Source organism: Streptosporangium heterodermiicola (assembly GCF_051390675.1).
In the GTDB taxonomy this organism is placed as follows: Bacteria; Actinomycetota; Actinomycetes; order Streptosporangiales; family Streptosporangiaceae; genus Streptosporangium.
Map to the genome: position 1 here is coordinate 213,521 of NZ_JBPJSR010000009.1, position 15,626 is coordinate 229,146.

Sequence of the window (15,626 nt, forward strand, 5' to 3'; positions counted from 1 at the left end):
TCCGGACACCTATACAGCGCACGGCCCCTGGAGGAGCGATGCGTCGCGTCATCGGTTTGGTGTTGATCGGAATCGGGGCATTCCTCATTGTTCTCGCACCGCTCGTACGGTTCCAGGTGGCGGCCAGTCTCATCGCCGCCCCCGCCAACCAGTACGGCATCAGCAAGCTGGAGGCCGTAGACGCCCAGTACTTCAGCCCCGGGGACCTGAAGGTGATGACGGGTGACCTCGACATCACCGTCACCACCAGGGGTGACGTCGCCGCCGCCGAGGGCGACCGGGTCGTCTGGGAGGAGGCGATGGCGGTCAACGACGTGACCAACCAGAACCCCCTCATCAACTTCACCGAGCGCCGCAGCGCCTTCAACAAGTACACCGGCGAGGGCGTCAACTGCTGCGACGTCAACATCGACAAGGACCCCGTGCGGCTCCAGGGCCAGATCTACAAGTGGCCCTTCGACGTCGAGAAGAAGACGTACAGCGTGTTCAACTCGACCACCGGCAAGGCGTTCGACGCCAAGTTCGTCGGCGAGGAGCAGGTCGGGGGGCTCACGGTCTACCGGTTCGAGCAGTCCGTCCCGGCGACCAAGATCGACACCATCACCGCCCCGGCCTCCGTCCTCGGCATGGACGACACCGGCGACGTGCAGGTGGACCGGATCTACGACGGCGTCAACACCTACTGGATCGAGCCGGCCACCGGCTCGCCGGTGCGGCAGGAGCAGCAGCGCCACGACGTGCTCAAGACCCAGGACGGGGTCGAGCGCTCGCTCGCCTTCGTCGCCACCGCGAAGATGACCCAGCAGACCCAGGACGACCTGGTCAAGAACGCGGTCGACGGCAGGAACACCATCACGCTGCTCAAGACCACGATCCCGGTGGCGCTCCTGGTGGGCGGCCTGATCCTGGTCGTCGTCGGCTTCCTCCTCATGAGGCGCCGCAGGGACGTCTGAGGCCCTGAGGGAACCACCGAGGGAGGCCGCGGGCACACGCCCGCGGCCTCCCTCTTTTCGTGCTCTCCGGTGGGTGACTACTGGAACGCGTTCCACCTTTCTTCCCGCTTCATTACTCGCGAGTAGCTTTGGGTTGCGACAAACGGAAATGTTCTGGAATAGAACGCGTTGCAGTTTGTTCTCGGCCGGTCGTACAGTCGTGGTATGCGGACACGTGTTACCGACATGCTCGGGATAGAGTTGCCGATCTTCGCGTTCAGCCACTGCCGTGACGTCGTCGCCGAGGTCAGCCGCGCGGGGGGGATGGGCGTGCTCGGCGCCCTCTACTTCACCCCCGAGGAGCTCGAAACGGAGCTCAAGTGGATCGACGACCACGTCAACGGCAAACCGTACGGCGTCGACGTGGTCATGCCCGCCTCGTACGCGGGCTCCGACCTCGGCGTCGACTCCCCCGAGGACCTCGTGGGACGGCTCCAGGGGATGATCCCCCAGGGGCACCGGGAGTTCGTCGACGGCCTGCTCGCCGCCCACGGCGTGCCGAAGCTGTCGGCCGACGCGGACGCCGGGAGAGTGCTGCTCGGCTGGACCGACGCCACCGCCCGCCCGCAGGTCGAGGTGGCCCTGCGGCACCCGATCGCACTGCTCGCCAACGCGCTGGGCCCGCCCCCCGCCGACGTGGTCGAGCAGGCCCACGCCAAGGGGGTGAAGGTCGCCGCGCTCGCCTCCACCCCCCGGCACGCGATCAAGCAGGTCGAGGTCGGCGTGGACATCGTCGTGGCCCAGGGCACCGAGGCGGGCGGGCACACCGGGGAGATCTCCACGATGGTCCTCATCCCGCAGGTCGTGGACGCCGTCGGCGTCCCCGTGCTCGCGGCGGGCGGCATCGGCGACGGCCGCCAGATGGCGGCCGGGCTCGCGCTCGGCGCCGAGGGGGTGTGGACGGGGTCGATCTGGCTCGCCGTGGAGGAGGCCGACACCTCCGAGGTGGTCAAGCGGCGCATCCTGGCGGCCACCTCGCGCGACACCGTGCGCTCGCGGTCCTGGACCGGCAAGCCCGCGCGGCTGCTCAAGAACGAGTGGACCGACGCCTGGGAGTCCCGGGAGTCGCCCGGCACGCTCCCGATGCCGCTGCAGTTCATGCTGATCTCCGAGGCGCTGCGCCGGATCGGCCGTTCCGACGCGACCGAGCTGGCGACCTTCCCGGCCGGGCAGATCATCGGCACGATGAACCAGGTCAGGTCCACCAGGGACGTCGTCTTCGGCATGATCGAGCAGTACGTCGAGGCAATGGAACGATTGGGCCGCATTACCAGCGAGTAGGTAGCTCATACCTGGACGAATGGGCTAAGAACTCATCAGAGCCGATGAGTTTGGAGAATGATGGCGTCGCCCCAGGTCACCGACCGTGCCCCCGATCCCCTGGCGAGGGCTTCCCGGCCCTTCCCCGGGAGCCGGAGGGTGTTCGGCGTCGCGCTCGTCCTCGTCGCGGCCCAGCTGGCCTGGCGGGCCGTGGTCCTGCACCGGGGCGGCTTCTTCGGCGACGACCTCAACATGGTGGGCCGGGCCGCGGCCGAGCCGTTCGGGCTCGACTATCTCTTCGGGGTCTACTCCGCGCACGTGATGCCGGTCGGGATGATCGCCAACAAGGTGGTCACCGCGCTCGGCGCGTACAACTGGACGGTGACCGCGGCGGCGCTGCTGCTCTTCCAGCTCGCCGCCTCGCTCGCCGTGTACCGCATGCTGCGCGTGCTGTTCGGCGCCCGCTGGGCGATCCTGGTGCCCCTGTCCCTCTACCTGTTCACGCCACTCGCCCTGCCCGCCTTCTACTGGTGGGCGGCGGCGGTCCAGGCCCTGCCGCTGCAGGTCGCCATCGCGATGGCGGTCGCCTCCCACGTGACGTTCCTGCGGTCGGGGCGGGGCGTGGACGCGGTCGTGACGGGACTGTGGTTCCTGTTCGGGCTCGGCTCCTTCCACCTCAAGGCCGTCTTCGCCATTCCACTGCTGCTCGTCCTGGTCACGGTCCTGTACTTCCCGGTCCGCGAGCGCCTGCGCTCCCTGGCGGTGGTGTTCGGCGCGTACGCGGCCATGGCGGGCGCGTACTCGATCCTGTTCGTCATGCAGCTCGACCGCCTGCACGGCCAGACCGTCGGGGCGCCCGCCTCGGAGGTGGCGGGCCGGGCGATGGCGCGGATGCTGGGCGTCACCCTCCCCGTGCTCGCGGCCGGTGGCCCCGGGCGCTGGTGGTACAAGTTCTACGCGGTCCCGCCGCAGCTGATGATCGGCGCGGCCTGGCTGCTCGTCGCGGTGGTCGTCGCCGTCACCCTGTTCTTCCGGCGCGGGGCGTGGAAGGCGTGGCTCGTCCTCGCCGTCTACCCGCCCCTCCTCATGGTGCCGATCCTGGCCGGACGCTCCCTGGACCGCGCCCTGGGCGAGGAGGCCCGCTACCTCGCGGACGTGACCCCGGTGATCGCCCTCTGCCTGGCGCTCGCGATGCTGCCGCTGCTGGGCGAGGCGCGCCCGTACCGCAGGCGGATCCCGGCCCGCGCCGCCGTCAGGACCGCCTGCGCGCTGCTGGCGGCCGGGGTCGCCGCCTGCTCCGTCTACTCCGCGCACAGATACGTGACGGGGACGGAGCCGGGGCGGGCCGAGATCCGCTCCTACCTCGCCTCGGTGCGGACCACGCTGGCCGCCGCCCCGCCGGGCAGTGACGTCTACCCCCAGCAGACCCCCTACGACCAGTTCGGCTTCGGGTACGGGGACGAGGGGCTCAGCAACCTCACCCTCAGCCCGCTGGCCCCGCCCGAGCTGGCCGCCCTCATGCGCAACCCCCGCCCGGCCACCGCCCCGCTCGTGCTCGACCGCACCGGCCGCCGCCTCGTCCCGGCCCGCCTCACCGGCCCCTACGTCGCCGCCACCGGCGGCTGCTTCCCCCAGCGCGGCGGCGTGATCTCGGTCCCCCTCACCCACAAGGGCGGCATGGTCGTCCTCGGCCTGGACTACCGCTCCACCGCCCGGACGGCGGCCTACGTGCGCGTCGGGGAGCAGGAGACCGAGGTCGTCTTCGAGCAGGGAACCGGCAGGATCCACATCCCCTTCACCGCCCCCGGCTCCTCCGTGCGGCTGGAGATCCTGTCGGCCGAGACCCAGGTCTGCGTCATCGGCGGCCTCTTCGGCGGTCCGGTCCCGCGCTAGAGGAGTAGGTTCCGGGCCGAGCCTGCCCTTGGCGGCCCCCGGCCGTCCCGCGTCGTCACACCCTTCTGTCGTGGTGAGTGAGACTTTCGTCGATTAATGGCAAAAAGGTATGGGCAAGCCGAAGATCTTGCCTTAGATTACGGCGCAGAGCAGCGTTAGCTCCTCCGTGTCACAGCGAACAAGACCCGGCGTCCGCCATCCGATACGGCCGTATCGGCTACATCGGCCGTATCGGCGGTGCCGCACCCCCCACGCCGCGCCGGACGCGGCACCCTCACCGAGATGGGAACGGCCATGCGGAAATTACCCCTGTTATCCGTCTCACTGCTCACCGCGCTCTCATGGCTCGCCGTACCCGCCCAGGCGCACGCGGCGGTGCCGCCGCAGCAGCCGGGCGTCACCCTGCGCACCTACGACGTCCAGGTCGAACTGTCCAAGCTCTGCACGCTCAAGCCCGGCCAGACACCCAACGTGGACAAACTGATGCCCACGATCGACTGGACCTCCGACGCGGACTTCGGCCTGACCGACAAGTTCGTCACCGAGGCCGTCGGCAACATCTCCATCGCCACCGCGGGCACCTACGAGTTCCGGCTCACCAGCGACGACGGCTCCCGGCTGCGCGTCGACGACACCGTTGTGATCACCAACGACGGGCGGCACGCGGCGATCGCCGTGGACGGCACGATCAACCTGACCACCGGCTACCACGCGTTGCGCGTCGACCACTTCGAGCACCTGTACGGCCAGCGGCTCAAGCTGGAGTGGAAGCCGCCCGGCGCCTCGGCGTTCACCCTCGTGCCGAACTCGGTGCTGAGCACGGACGCGGACGTGGTGCGGGTCACCGCCCCCGGGCGCAAGGACTGCGAGAGCGGCGCCGACTCCCCGGGCGACGGGCTGCCGCTGGAGTCGGTGCACCCCGACTTCGCGCTCACCGACCTGCGACCGGCGGGCTTCCAGCCGCAGGTGACCGCGATGGACTGGCTGCCCGACGACCGGCTGGCGATCACCACGTGGGGCGGCTCGGAGAACAGGCTCGGCGAGGTCTACCTGCTCGACAACGTCACGGGCGCGACCTCGCCCGCACGGGTGACCACCAAGAAGATCGCCAGTGGGCTTCAGGAGCCGATGGGCATCAAGTACGTGGACGGCAAGCTCTACGTGTCGGAGAAGTCCCGGCTGGTGGAGCTGAACGACACAGATGGCGACGAGGTCGCCGACAACCTCAGGACCGTGGCGACCTGGCCGTTCGGCGGCAACTTCCACGAGTTCGCGTTCGGGATGCTCTACCGCGACGGCCACTTCTACATCAACCTCTCCGTCGCCATCAACTACGGCGGCGCCACCACCGACCCGCAACCGGCCCCCGACCGGGGCACGACCATCAAGGTCGACAAGGCCACCGGCGCGATCGAGTACGTCGCCGGAGGCCTGCGCACGCCCAACGGGCTCGGCTGGGGCCCGAACGACGACCTGTTCGTCATGGACAACCAGGGTGGCTGGCTGCCCGCCTCGAAACTCGTACACGTCAAGCAGGACCGGTTCTTCAACCACTACACCAACCCCGACGGCCGGTTCGACGACAACCCGGTGACCGCGCCCGTGCTCTGGCTGCCGCACAACGAGATCGCCAACTCCCCCAGCACGCCGCTGCTCGTGAAGCAGGGCAGGTTCGCGGGCCAGCTGCTGTTCGGCGACGTCACCTACGGCGGGATCCAGCGCGGCTTCCTGGAGAAGGTCAACGGCGAGTACCAGGGCGCGGTCTTCCGCCTCACCCAGGGCCTGGAGGCCGGGGTCAACCGGATCAGCCTGGGACCCGACGGCGCGATCTACGCCGGAGGTCTCGGCGCCGGTGGGAACTGGGGCCAGACGGGCAAGCTCACCTACGGGCTGCAGAAGCTGACCCCCAGCGGCGACAAGGCCTTCGACATCCTGAGGATGCGCGCGATCGAGGGCGGCTTCGAGCTGGAGTACACCCAGCCGCTGTCGGCCGCGACCGCCGCGTCGCTCGCGTCCAGGTACCAGATCACCCAGTGGCGGTACGCCGCGGCCTCCTCCTACGGCGGCCCCAAGGTGGACGAGGAGCCGCTGACCGCCACCTCCGCGGACCTGAGCCCCGACGGGAAGAAGGTCACGCTGAAGATCGCGGGCCTCAAGCCGGGGCGCGTGGTGCACCTGCGGTCGCCGCGCCCGTTCAGCTCGGCGTCGGGGCAGCCGCTGTGGAGCACCGAGGCCTGGTACACCCTCAACACCCTGGTCAACGGCCCGGAGACCGACACCGTGTACGAGGCGGAGAGCGCCTCGCACAGCGGCGGCGCGAAGCTGAACACCGACCATCCGAGCTACTCGGGAAGCGGCTTCGTCGACGGCTACCAGACCGTGGGAGCGGCCACGCAGTTCGCCGTGCGCGTGCCCAGGGAGGGCACGTACCACGTGGGCCTGCGCTACTCCAACGGCCCGAACCCCGCGCCCGGCACCAAATCCCTGAGCGTGTACGTCAACGGGACCAAGGTCAGGCAGGTGCCGCTGCCCACCACGGAGACGTGGGACCTGTGGGCCACCCGGGTCGAACCGCTCGCGTTGAAGGAGGGCGCCAACACCATCGCCTACAGGTTCGACAGCGGCGACAAGGGCAACGTCAACCTGGACTCCATCACCGTGGCCGCGCAACGGGTGTTCGAGGCGGAGAACGCCACGCTGGGCGGTGGCGCGAAGGCGAACCAGAACCACCAGGGCTACACCTACAAGGGCTTCGTCGACGGCTACTGGAACGAGGGCGCGAGCACGTCGTTCTCCGTGTGGTCGGGCTCGACCGGCCCGCACAACGTCGGGCTCCGCTACGCGTCCGACACCGGCAGGTCGGTGAGCGTGTACGTCAACGGCGAGAAGGTCAGGCGGGTGCGGCTGGCCGCCACCGGCGGCTGGGACGCCTGGGCCGTCCAGACGGAGGCGCTCACCCTGAACCGGGGCACGAACACGATCGCCTACAGGTACGACTCCGGCGACACGGGCAACGTCAACCTCGACCACCTCACCGTGTCGAAGGCGGAGCGGATCACGCTGTTCGACGGGTCCGGCCTGGCGGCGTGGGAGAAGCGGGGCGGCGGGGCGGCGACCTGGCCGGTCGCGAACGGCTTCGTGGAGTCCTACGGCGGCGACATCCGCACCCGGCGGACGTTCGGCGACTTCAAGCTCCACGCCGAGTGGTACGAGCCGGACTACCCGCCGAACGTGACCGGGCAGCAGCGCGGCAACAGCGGCATCTTCCTCCAGGAACGCTACGAGGTCCAGGTGCTGGAGTCGTTCGGTGACACCACACCGGCCGCCAACGAGGCGGGCGCGATCTACAACAAGCGCGCGCCCGACCGCAACATGGCAACCGCCTCGGGGACGTGGCAGACCTACGAGATCACCTTCCGCGCGGCCCGCTACACCGGCGCGGGAGTGAAGACCGACAACGCGCGGGTCACGGTCGTCTGGAACGGCGTGGTGGTGCACGACGACGTGGCCGTCGACGGCGGCACGGGCGACCACATCCCGGAGAGCGCGGCGTCGGGCGGGATCCGCCTCCAGGACCACGGCGACGCCGGCGAGAACCCCCGCTTCCGCAACATCTGGATCGAACCCGTCTCCTGACCCCGTCCGCCCGGCAGGCCGCCCCGCCCTTCGCGCGTGGCGGTCTGCCGGGCCGGTGCCTCACGCGGGCTCCGGCCGTACCGCCTCCCCGGCCAGCTCGTGGACGCCCTTGAGGAGCCTGTCAACGTCGGACTCGTCGGTGTACGGCGCGATCCCGGCCCGGAGCGCGCCGGTGTCGCCGAGGCCCAGGCGGCGGGAGCACTCCAGCGCGTAGAAGCTGCTCGCGGGCGCGTTGACGCCGCGTTCGGCCAGGAAGCGGTAGGCGTCGGCCGGCCTGACATGGCCGACGGAGAACAGCGTCGTGGGGGTCCGGCGGCGCGAAGCCGCGCCGTACGAGGTCACCCCGGCGATCTCGGCCAGACCGGCGTCGAGCCGGTCGAGCATCACCCTCTCGTGCTCCTCCAGCGCGGCCATCGAACCGGTGAGGCGTTCGCGCCGGGTCCCCTCGCCGGGCACGAGACCGGCGAGGAAGTCGACCGCCGCCGTCGTACCGGCGAGCAGCTCGTACGGCAGCGTGCCCAGCTCGAAGCGTTCGGGCACCGCGTCGCTGGAGGGGAGCAGCTTGTCGGGGCGGACGCTCTCCAGCAGGCCGGGGTCGGCGGCGAGCACGCCCAGGTGCGGCCCGAGGAACTTGTACGGCGAGCAGGCGTAGAAGTCGGCGCCCAGCCGCCCGACGTCGACCAGGCTGTGCGGCGTCAGGTGCACGCCGTCGACGTAGAGCAGCGCCCCCGCCCCGTGTACCCGCTCGGCGATCGCCGGGATGTCCGGGCGGGTGCCCAGCAGGTTCGACGCGGCCGTGACGGCCACCAGCCTGGTGCGCTCGGTGAGCAGGTTCGCGATCGCGCCGACGTCCAGCTCGCCGCTCTCCGGGTCGAAGTCGGCCCAGCGCACCGTGACCCCGCGCGCCTCGGCGGCCTGCGTCCAGGGCCGGATGTTCGCGTCGTGGTCCAGCGTGGTGACCACGACCTCGTCACCGGGGTGCCACTCCTTGGCGAGCGCGCGGGCCATGTCGTAGGTGAGCTGCGTCATGCTCCGGCCGAACACGACGCCGCCCGGCGTGGCGCCGAGCAGGTCGGCCATCGCCCGGCGCGCCTCGGTCACGATCCCGTCGGCCCGCCGCTCGGCGGCGGTCTCGGCCCCCCGGTTGGAGACGGCGGCCCGGAGCGCCCCGGCCACGGCCTCCGCGACCGCCTCGGGCACCTGCGACCCCCCGGGCCCGTCGAAATGCGCCGCGCCCTCGCGCAACGCGGGAAAACACGCCCGTACGGCCGTTACGTCGTATGTCACAGAACCTCCAGGGTCGCTGTCGACAATACGGAAGTGCCCCGCTGCTCGCGAGCAGCGGGGCACCGATCCCGGACGCGTCAGAGCAGCTCCCGGACGAGATCCACGGCTCGGGCACTCACGGCGCCGACGTCTTCCACGGGGTGCACCTCGGCGCCCAGCGCGCGGAACACCTGCTCCGCCTCCTCGTAGGCCGTCTCCTGCTGGGCCGTCTCGGGGGTCGCGATGACCACCTGCAGATTCACGTCTCGGGAGACCTCGCTCGAACGGCCCTGGGCGTCCACCATCCGCGCCTCGTCACCGCGACGCAGGCGTTCCAGCGCGAAGCCCCAGGCCTTCACCTGTGTGAGGAGCCTGTCCATGCCGGTGACCCGGAAGGACCAGCCCTGTGCCAGCTGTGCGACCTCGCCGTTGGCGACGGCTATGTCGACGGCGGAACGCAGCTTGTCGCCGATGAACACCTCCGATTTCGGTCTCAGGAGGTGCGCCGGGATCTGCGCCTGCGCATAGGCTCTACGAAGATCCTGAACGACTCGGTCCTTTCCGACGGTGACCTGTCGTGGTTGCGACGCCGGATCGATGATCATTCGCCCGAAGACGATGTCGAGCGCGGCCTCGGCGTGGTTGGCGACGATCGGAAGCGGCGGACTGAGCTGCACGATGTTGCGATGGTCGTGATGCAGCCTGCGGAGCCAGTCGTCGTCGAACGGGTGACCGTCCCCGGTTTCCAGGGTCTCTCGCGCCTCGGCTATCTAACTGCTCAGGCGGACCATGAAACGGTCGGTGACATTGATCGCCGCGGGCGGTGCGAACTTTTTGATCCGGTCGGTGTTGCTCAGGCGCCGGACAGCCCAGTCGCCGGTGTCCGGGTCGCCGGCCACGGCGCCGACGTTGACGAATTCGCCGGTTCGCGGATCGGGGAGACAGCGAACGATCGAGTAGATGTATCTGCTCACCGGGTGTCACACCCCCTTCAGGCTAGGGCTCGGAGACGGCTCGCCACGGCGGGCGCCCGGTGTTCGAGGAACCAGCCGAGCGTTGCCAAAGCCTCGTCGCTCACCGGCCACGATGCTGGCACGGCACGCAGGACATTGACGAGAGCATCGCGATCTATTTTCTCAAGGGCCCGCGCGACGGTCTCGACCGCCGTCGGATCCAACCCCTTCGGGGCGTCGGGCAGCGTGTTCGGTTCGTCGGCGGACCGTTTGAGGATGTCGGCGTCGACGGCGCCGAGGTTGGGTGGGAAGTACAGGCCGTGATCATGTGAATAGATGGACCGGTCGTCGTCGAGGTCGTAGAGCCACTGAGCGTCGTCTCCGTAACACCAGTCTTACAGTGCGTAGACGCCGGCGTGGCGGGCTCGGTTGTGATCCTGGTCGCGGTACGCCAGATGGTCGCGTTGCTCGTCGGCGTGTTCCAGGGCCTTGCCGGCGTGGGCGATTCCGGGCACCAGGGGGACGCCGGGACGGATCTCGTCACCCCTGAAGTCCTCAGGTATGCGTATCAACCGGCTGTCACACACCGGGGCTTCGATCAGCTTTCCCACTCGGCCGACGACGTACTCGACCGCGAGTGACCCTCTGGCCCAATCTCGTCGGCAGGACTCCAAGGTCTTGACGAGGCAGTCGTTTCCATCGTCGGCGATCGCGCGAAAGGGACTTGCCCAGCTTTGCCCGCCGGGGGCGACGATCGCGACCAGCCGGAGGGCGTCGTAGTCATCGGTGCGCCCGCTGACCAGGCCGTACCAGCCGGCAAGATCGGCTAAGGCTGCCTCCGCTCACTCATCGACGGGTCATCGCGGCAGCATAAACGGGCCGTGGGCATCGCGGGTGGCGGTTAACGAAGAAGGAATCGGTGGTGCTCCGGGTTATTCGCCTCGGTAGGCGGCCGGGCGTTTTTCGCGGAAGGCTCGGGAGCCCTCCTTGGCGTCCTCGGAGCCGATGACCGGCCAGCCGATGGTGTCGGAGACCTTCAGGGCCTCGGCCTCGGGCAGGCCCAGGGTCTCGCGGTAGGCGCGGAGGATGGCCTGGACGGCGAGGGGGCCGCACCCGGCTATCTGGGCGGCGATCTCCAGGGCGACGGTGAGCGCCTCGCCGTCGGGGACGACCCGGTTGACCAGGCCCATGGCCAGCGCCTCTCGCGCGGTGACGGCGCGGCCGGTGAGCAGGATGTCCATGGCGAAGGCGTACGGGATCTGGCGGGGCAGGCGGATCGCGGAGCCGCCCATGGGGAAGAGGGCGCGGCGGGCCTCGAACAGGCCGAGGGTGGCGGACTCGGCGACCACCCGCATGTCGGTGCCGACGAGCAGCTCGGTGCCCCCGGCCACGGCGTACCCCTCGACCGCGCAGACGATCGGCTTCGTCGGCAGCGCGCCGGAGTCGCGGAGCAGGCCCTTCCAGTGGAAGTCGGGGATGGCCGCGGCCCGCTCCCTCACCCGGGCGTCCTGCGACGGGCTGCCCATCGCCTTCAGGTCGGCGCCCGCGCAGAACGTCCCGTGCGCGCCGGTCAGCACGGCGACGCGGACCCCGGGCTCCTCGGAGACGTACGCCCAGGCGTCGGCCAGGCCGACCAGCATGTCGGTGGAGAGCGCGTTCTTGGCCTCGGGGCGGTCCATGGTGACGACCACGACGTGACCGTCACGCTCGACCCGGCAGTGCGGGGTGCTGATCGGCAGGAGTTCCACGGGACGACCTCCGTTGATTCGCCAGGTGCCTGATGGGAAATTCTGGACTCGTAGCGTTCCCGCCCGGGTGGGGGAGGGGTTCCGGTCGTTCCCGCGCGGCCGGGCCGCCCGGGGGAGACCGGGGTTCCGGCGACCTCGGGCGGGGCGCCGCCCGGGGAGGACCGGGGTTCCGGCACCGCCGGGGGAGGCGTCTCCCGGGGTGCCGATCCTGCATTGAACGGGCGGGGCCGGTGCTGAGTCAAGCGCTTGCTAGGCGTACCTCGCGGGGTTAGTCTGCCCATGCGTACAAGAACAGATTCTTGTTCTAAATACCCCGTTCCGCCAGGGCTTGTCGCGATAAAGAGAACGTGATTCACTCCGGCGTGCCGGGGCCTTTCCACCGAGAGGATTTCCGATGGGTACGCTCGGTTTCTGGAGATTGGCGCAGGCGGACCCCGAGTGGGTGGCCGCCGTCGACCCGGACGGCACCGAACACCGCGCCGGAGACCTGCTCGCCCGCGCCAACCGCCTCGTGCACGCCCTGAGGGGGCTCGGCCTCAAGGCGGGCGACGGCGTCTGCGGGCTCGTGCCCAACGGCTCCGACGGGCTCACCCTCTATCTCGCCGCCCTGCAGGCCGGCTGGTACTACACGCCGATCAACTGGCACCTCACCGGCCCCGAGATCGGCCACATCGTCGCCGACAGCGAGGCGCGCGCCTTCTTCGTCCACGAGCGCTACGCCGAGGAGGGCCTGCGCGGCGCCGCCGAGTCGGGCATCGCCGCCGACCGCGTCTTCGCGTTCGGGCGGATAGAGGGGACGCGGCCCGCCTCCGAGCTGACCGAGGGACAGCCGGACACCGCCCCCGCCGACCGTACGGCGGGCGCCACCATGCACTACACCTCCGGCACCACCGGCAAGCCCAAGGGCGTGCGCCGCCCGCTCAGCGGGCTGGACCCGGACGAGGGGGCCGAGCTGATGACGTTCCTGCTCACCCTGTTCGGCGTCACCCCGGGCAAGGAGAACGTCCACCTGGTCACCTCGCCGAACTATCACACCGCCGTCACCCAGTTCGGCGGGACGGCCCTGCAGATGGGGCACACCCTCGTCTACATGGACAGGTGGGACGCCGAGGAGACGCTCCGGCTCTGCGAGAAGTACCGGGTGACCAACTCGCACATGGTCCCCACCCACTTCAAGCGCCTGCTCGCCCTCCCCGCCGACGTGCGGTCCAAGTACGACCTCTCCTCGCTCAGGTGGATGATCCACGCCGCCGCCCCCTGCCCGGTCCCCGTCAAGTGGGCGATGCTGGAGTGGTGGGGTGACTGCGTCTACGAGTACTACGCGGCCACCGAGGGCGGCGGCACCATCGCCACCCCGGAGGGCTGGCGGAGCCATCCCGGCACCGTCGGCACCGCCTGGCCGATCAGCGAGCTGCTCGTCGTGGACGAGAACCTGGAGCCCGTCCCGACGGGGACCCCCGGCACCATCTACATGAAGATGCTGGGCGTCCGGTTCGAGTACAAGGGCGATCCGGTGAAGACCGCGGCGAACCGGCTGCGCGACCACTTCACCGTCGGCGACATCGGCTACCTGGACGAGGAGGGCTACCTCTTCCTCTGCGACCGCAAGGCCGACATGATCATCTCCGGCGGGACCAACATCTACCCGGCCGAGATCGAGAACGAGCTGATGGTCCACCCCAAGATCGCCGACGTGGCCGTGTTCGGCATCCCCGACGAGGAGTGGGGCGAGCAGATCAAGGCCGTGGTCGAGCCCGCGGCCGGAATCGTCCCCTCGCCGGAGCTGGCGGACGAGCTCATCGAGTCGCTGCGGGGCCGCCTGTCGAGGATGAAGTGGCCGAAGTCCGTCGACTTCATCGCGGAGATGCCCCGCGAGCCCAACGGCAAGCTCCTCAAACGCAAGCTGCGTGACCCGTACTGGAAGGGACACGAACGTGCCATCTGACGACACCGCCGGGACGCCGCCGCGGGCGCGGCACGTGCTGGAGTTCCCCGGCGGATACACGCGCACGACGGGACCGGTGATCGGGCGCTTCCTCACCGAGCTGCGGGACGGGCGGCTCGTCGGGGTCCGAACGGCGGGCGGGCGCACGCTGGTGCCGCCGCTGGAGTACGACCCGGAGACCGGCGACGCCGTGACCGGCGAGTTCGTCGAGGTCGGCCCCGCGGGCACCGTGGAGAGCTGGGCGTGGGTGACCACCCCGAGGAGGAACCACCCGCTGGACCGGCCGTTCGCCTGGGCACTGATCCGGCTCGACGGCGCCGACACCGCGCTGGTGCACGCGGTGGACGCCGGGGACGTCAGGGCGATGCGCCCCGGGCTGCGGGTGCGCCCCCGCTGGCGGGCCGGGCGCACCGGGCACATCACCGACATCGAGAGCTTCGTCCCCGAGGTCACCAGGATCGTCTCCGAGGTCAGCGTCGCGTACACCGTGACGCCCGGCCTCGCGCTGACCCGCTTCCTGGAGGGGGTCGCGCAGGGCGTTCTCATCGGCTGCCGGTGCGGCACCTGCCACAAGGTCTACGTGCCCTACCGATTGTCCTGTCCCGAGTGCGGGGTGTCGATCACCGAGGAGACGGTCGTCCCGGACACCGGCACGATCACCACCTTCGCCATCAACAACCTGCCCGACCCGCGGGCCCCCGAGGTGCCGTTCGTCTCGGCGTACATCCAGCTCGACGGCACCGACATCCCGATGATCGCCCTGGTCGGCGGGATCCCGGCGCACGAGGTGCGCCAGGGCATGCGGGTGCGGGCCGTGTGGGTGCCCGAGGAGGAGCGGACGACGTCCATGTCGAACATCAAGTGGTTCGCCCCCACCGGCGAGCCGGACGCGGAGCTCTAGATGCGGGAGATAGCGGTCGTCGCGTTCGCGCAGACCCGGCACAGCGCCGTCGACGAGGGACAGAGCGAGGCCGAGCTCATCCTGCCCCCGCTGGAGGAGGTGCGGGCGGCCACCGGGCTGCGGAGGTTCGGGTTCACCTGCTCGGGGTCGTGCGACTACCTGGCGGGCGCGCCGTTCTCGTTCGTCTCCGCGCTCGACGCGCTCGGCGCCTGGCCGCCGATCTCGGAGAGCCACGTCGAGATGGACGCGGCCTGGGCGCTGTACGAGGCCTGGGTCAGGCTCCAGCACGGCGACGTCGACTCGGCCCTGGTCTACGGCTTCGGCAAGTCGACCCAGGGAGACCTGCGGGAGATCATGACGCTCCAGCTGGACCCGTACTACCTCGCCCCCCTCGGCCTGGACCAGGTCTCCTTCGCCGCGCTGCAGGCGTCGGCCACCGGGGCGGACCGGGCCGAGCTGGACGAGATCGTACGGCGCAGCCGCGCCGACGGCCGGGCCAACCCGTACGCCCTCGACCTGCCGGACCCCGGCCCGGATCCCACCGGGGAGGAAGCGGAGGTCGCGCCGCTGCGGCCGTACGACATCGCCCCGATCACCGACGGCGCCGCCGCGCTGGTGCTGGCGGCCGGTGACCTGGCCAGGGAGCTGTGCGAGCGGCCCGCGTGGATAACGGGGATCGCGCACCGCATAGAGCCGCACTACCTGGGCATGAGGGACCTCGCCCGGTCGGTCTCCGCCGCCGACGCCGCACGCGCGGCGGGGGCCGGCAAGGGTGACGTCGACGTGGCCGAGCTGCACGTCCAGTTCAGCCACGAGGAGCTCATCCTGCGCGAGGCGCTGGAGCTCCCGCAGGGCACGCGCGTCAACCCGAGCGGCGGCCCCCTCGCCGCGAACCCGGTCATGGCCACCGGCCTCATCAGGATCGGTGAGGCGGCCGGGCGCATCCTGGACGGCACCGCGGGCCGCGCCCTCGGGCACGCCACGAGCGGTCCCTGCCTCCAGCACAACCTCGTCACCGTGATGGAGGCTTAG

The 15,626-nt window shown here is 70.4% G+C and carries 13 protein-coding genes; 8 read left to right on the forward strand and 5 right to left on the reverse strand.

Features of this window, described 5'->3' with window-relative positions; genetic code table 11:
• The first annotated feature begins 59 nt into the window (after positions 1–59).
• From pgfA to ACSC1Q_RS21185, 4 genes are all read left to right on the forward strand, one after another.
• Complete coding sequence (gene pgfA / locus ACSC1Q_RS21170) at positions 60–953, forward strand: cell envelope lipid trafficking protein PgfA (RefSeq protein ID WP_436760418.1); 894 nt, start codon at positions 60–62, stop codon at positions 951–953.
• 204 nt (positions 954–1,157) lie between these two features.
• On the forward strand, positions 1,158–2,273 hold the full coding sequence (locus ACSC1Q_RS21175; RefSeq protein ID WP_436760419.1) for an NAD(P)H-dependent flavin oxidoreductase: 1,116 nt from the start codon (positions 1,158–1,160) through the stop codon (positions 2,271–2,273).
• Positions 2,274–2,333: 60 nt separating this feature from the next.
• Entirely contained in the window at positions 2,334–4,145 is a 1,812-nt protein-coding gene (locus ACSC1Q_RS21180; protein ID WP_436760420.1) for a hypothetical protein, read from the forward strand.
• Between the two features lie 294 nt (positions 4,146–4,439).
• On the forward strand, positions 4,440–7,781 hold the full coding sequence (locus ACSC1Q_RS21185) for a 3-keto-alpha-glucoside-1,2-lyase-like domain-containing protein (RefSeq protein WP_436760421.1): 3,342 nt from the start codon (positions 4,440–4,442) through the stop codon (positions 7,779–7,781).
• A gap of 60 nt (positions 7,782–7,841) precedes the next feature.
• Here the strand turns inward: ACSC1Q_RS21185 and ACSC1Q_RS21190 are convergent, their stop codons facing one another.
• The 3 genes from ACSC1Q_RS21190 to ACSC1Q_RS21200 all read right to left on the reverse strand — a co-directional run bounded on the left by ACSC1Q_RS21190 (position 7,842) and on the right by ACSC1Q_RS21200 (position 10,021).
• On the reverse strand, positions 7,842–9,068 hold the full coding sequence (locus ACSC1Q_RS21190) for a cysteine desulfurase-like protein (protein ID WP_436760422.1): 1,227 nt from the start codon (positions 9,066–9,068) through the stop codon (positions 7,842–7,844).
• Between the two features lie 77 nt (positions 9,069–9,145).
• Positions 9,146–9,724, reverse strand: a complete 579-nt coding sequence (locus tag ACSC1Q_RS21195; RefSeq protein ID WP_436760423.1) for a hypothetical protein — start codon at positions 9,722–9,724, stop codon at positions 9,146–9,148.
• A 93-nt stretch (positions 9,725–9,817) separates the two neighbouring features.
• The gene (locus ACSC1Q_RS21200; protein WP_436760424.1) at positions 9,818–10,021 is read right to left on the reverse strand and encodes a DUF3037 domain-containing protein; all 204 of its coding nucleotides are present in this window, start codon (positions 10,019–10,021) and stop codon (positions 9,818–9,820) included.
• A gap of 59 nt (positions 10,022–10,080) precedes the next feature.
• Here ACSC1Q_RS21200 and ACSC1Q_RS21205 point away from each other — a divergent pair, with 59 nt between their 5' ends.
• Positions 10,081–10,332, forward strand: a complete 252-nt coding sequence (locus ACSC1Q_RS21205; protein ID WP_436760425.1) for a hypothetical protein — start codon at positions 10,081–10,083, stop codon at positions 10,330–10,332.
• 63 nt (positions 10,333–10,395) lie between these two features.
• Here the strand turns inward: ACSC1Q_RS21205 and ACSC1Q_RS21210 are convergent, their stop codons facing one another.
• Together ACSC1Q_RS21210 and ACSC1Q_RS21215 are read right to left on the reverse strand one after the other, a co-directional pair.
• A complete protein-coding gene (locus tag ACSC1Q_RS21210) occupies positions 10,396–10,611 on the reverse strand; it encodes a hypothetical protein (protein WP_436760426.1) in 216 nt (71 codons plus the stop codon).
• 321 nt (positions 10,612–10,932) lie between these two features.
• Positions 10,933–11,748: a crotonase/enoyl-CoA hydratase family protein gene (locus ACSC1Q_RS21215; RefSeq protein WP_436760427.1), complete on the reverse strand. Its 816-nt coding sequence runs from the start codon at positions 11,746–11,748 to the stop codon at positions 10,933–10,935.
• Positions 11,749–12,142: 394 nt separating this feature from the next.
• Between ACSC1Q_RS21215 and ACSC1Q_RS21220 the strand changes: the two genes are divergently transcribed.
• From ACSC1Q_RS21220 to ACSC1Q_RS21230, 3 genes are read left to right on the forward strand one after another with little or no spacing between them, the layout of a single operon-like run.
• Positions 12,143–13,693, forward strand: a complete 1,551-nt coding sequence (locus ACSC1Q_RS21220; RefSeq protein WP_436760428.1) for an acyl-CoA synthetase — start codon at positions 12,143–12,145, stop codon at positions 13,691–13,693.
• Positions 13,683–14,594, forward strand: a complete 912-nt coding sequence (locus ACSC1Q_RS21225; protein WP_436760429.1) for a Zn-ribbon domain-containing OB-fold protein — start codon at positions 13,683–13,685, stop codon at positions 14,592–14,594. The genes ACSC1Q_RS21220 and ACSC1Q_RS21225 overlap by 11 nt, the downstream gene beginning before the upstream one ends.
• Positions 14,595–15,626, forward strand: a complete 1,032-nt coding sequence (locus tag ACSC1Q_RS21230) for a thiolase family protein (protein ID WP_436760430.1) — start codon at positions 14,595–14,597, stop codon at positions 15,624–15,626.

Coding starts and splice junctions, on each gene's coding strand:
- ACSC1Q_RS21180 (WP_436760420.1), top strand. CDS start 2,334: ATGGCGTCGCCCCAGGTCACCGACCGTGCCCCCGATCCCCTGGCGAGG.
- ACSC1Q_RS21230 (WP_436760430.1), top strand. CDS start 14,595: ATGCGGGAGATAGCGGTCGTCGCGTTCGCGCAGACCCGGCACAGCGCC.
- ACSC1Q_RS21175 (WP_436760419.1), top strand. CDS start 1,158: ATGCGGACACGTGTTACCGACATGCTCGGGATAGAGTTGCCGATCTTC.
- ACSC1Q_RS21185 (WP_436760421.1), top strand. CDS start 4,440: ATGCGGAAATTACCCCTGTTATCCGTCTCACTGCTCACCGCGCTCTCA.
- ACSC1Q_RS21220 (WP_436760428.1), top strand. CDS start 12,143: ATGGGTACGCTCGGTTTCTGGAGATTGGCGCAGGCGGACCCCGAGTGG.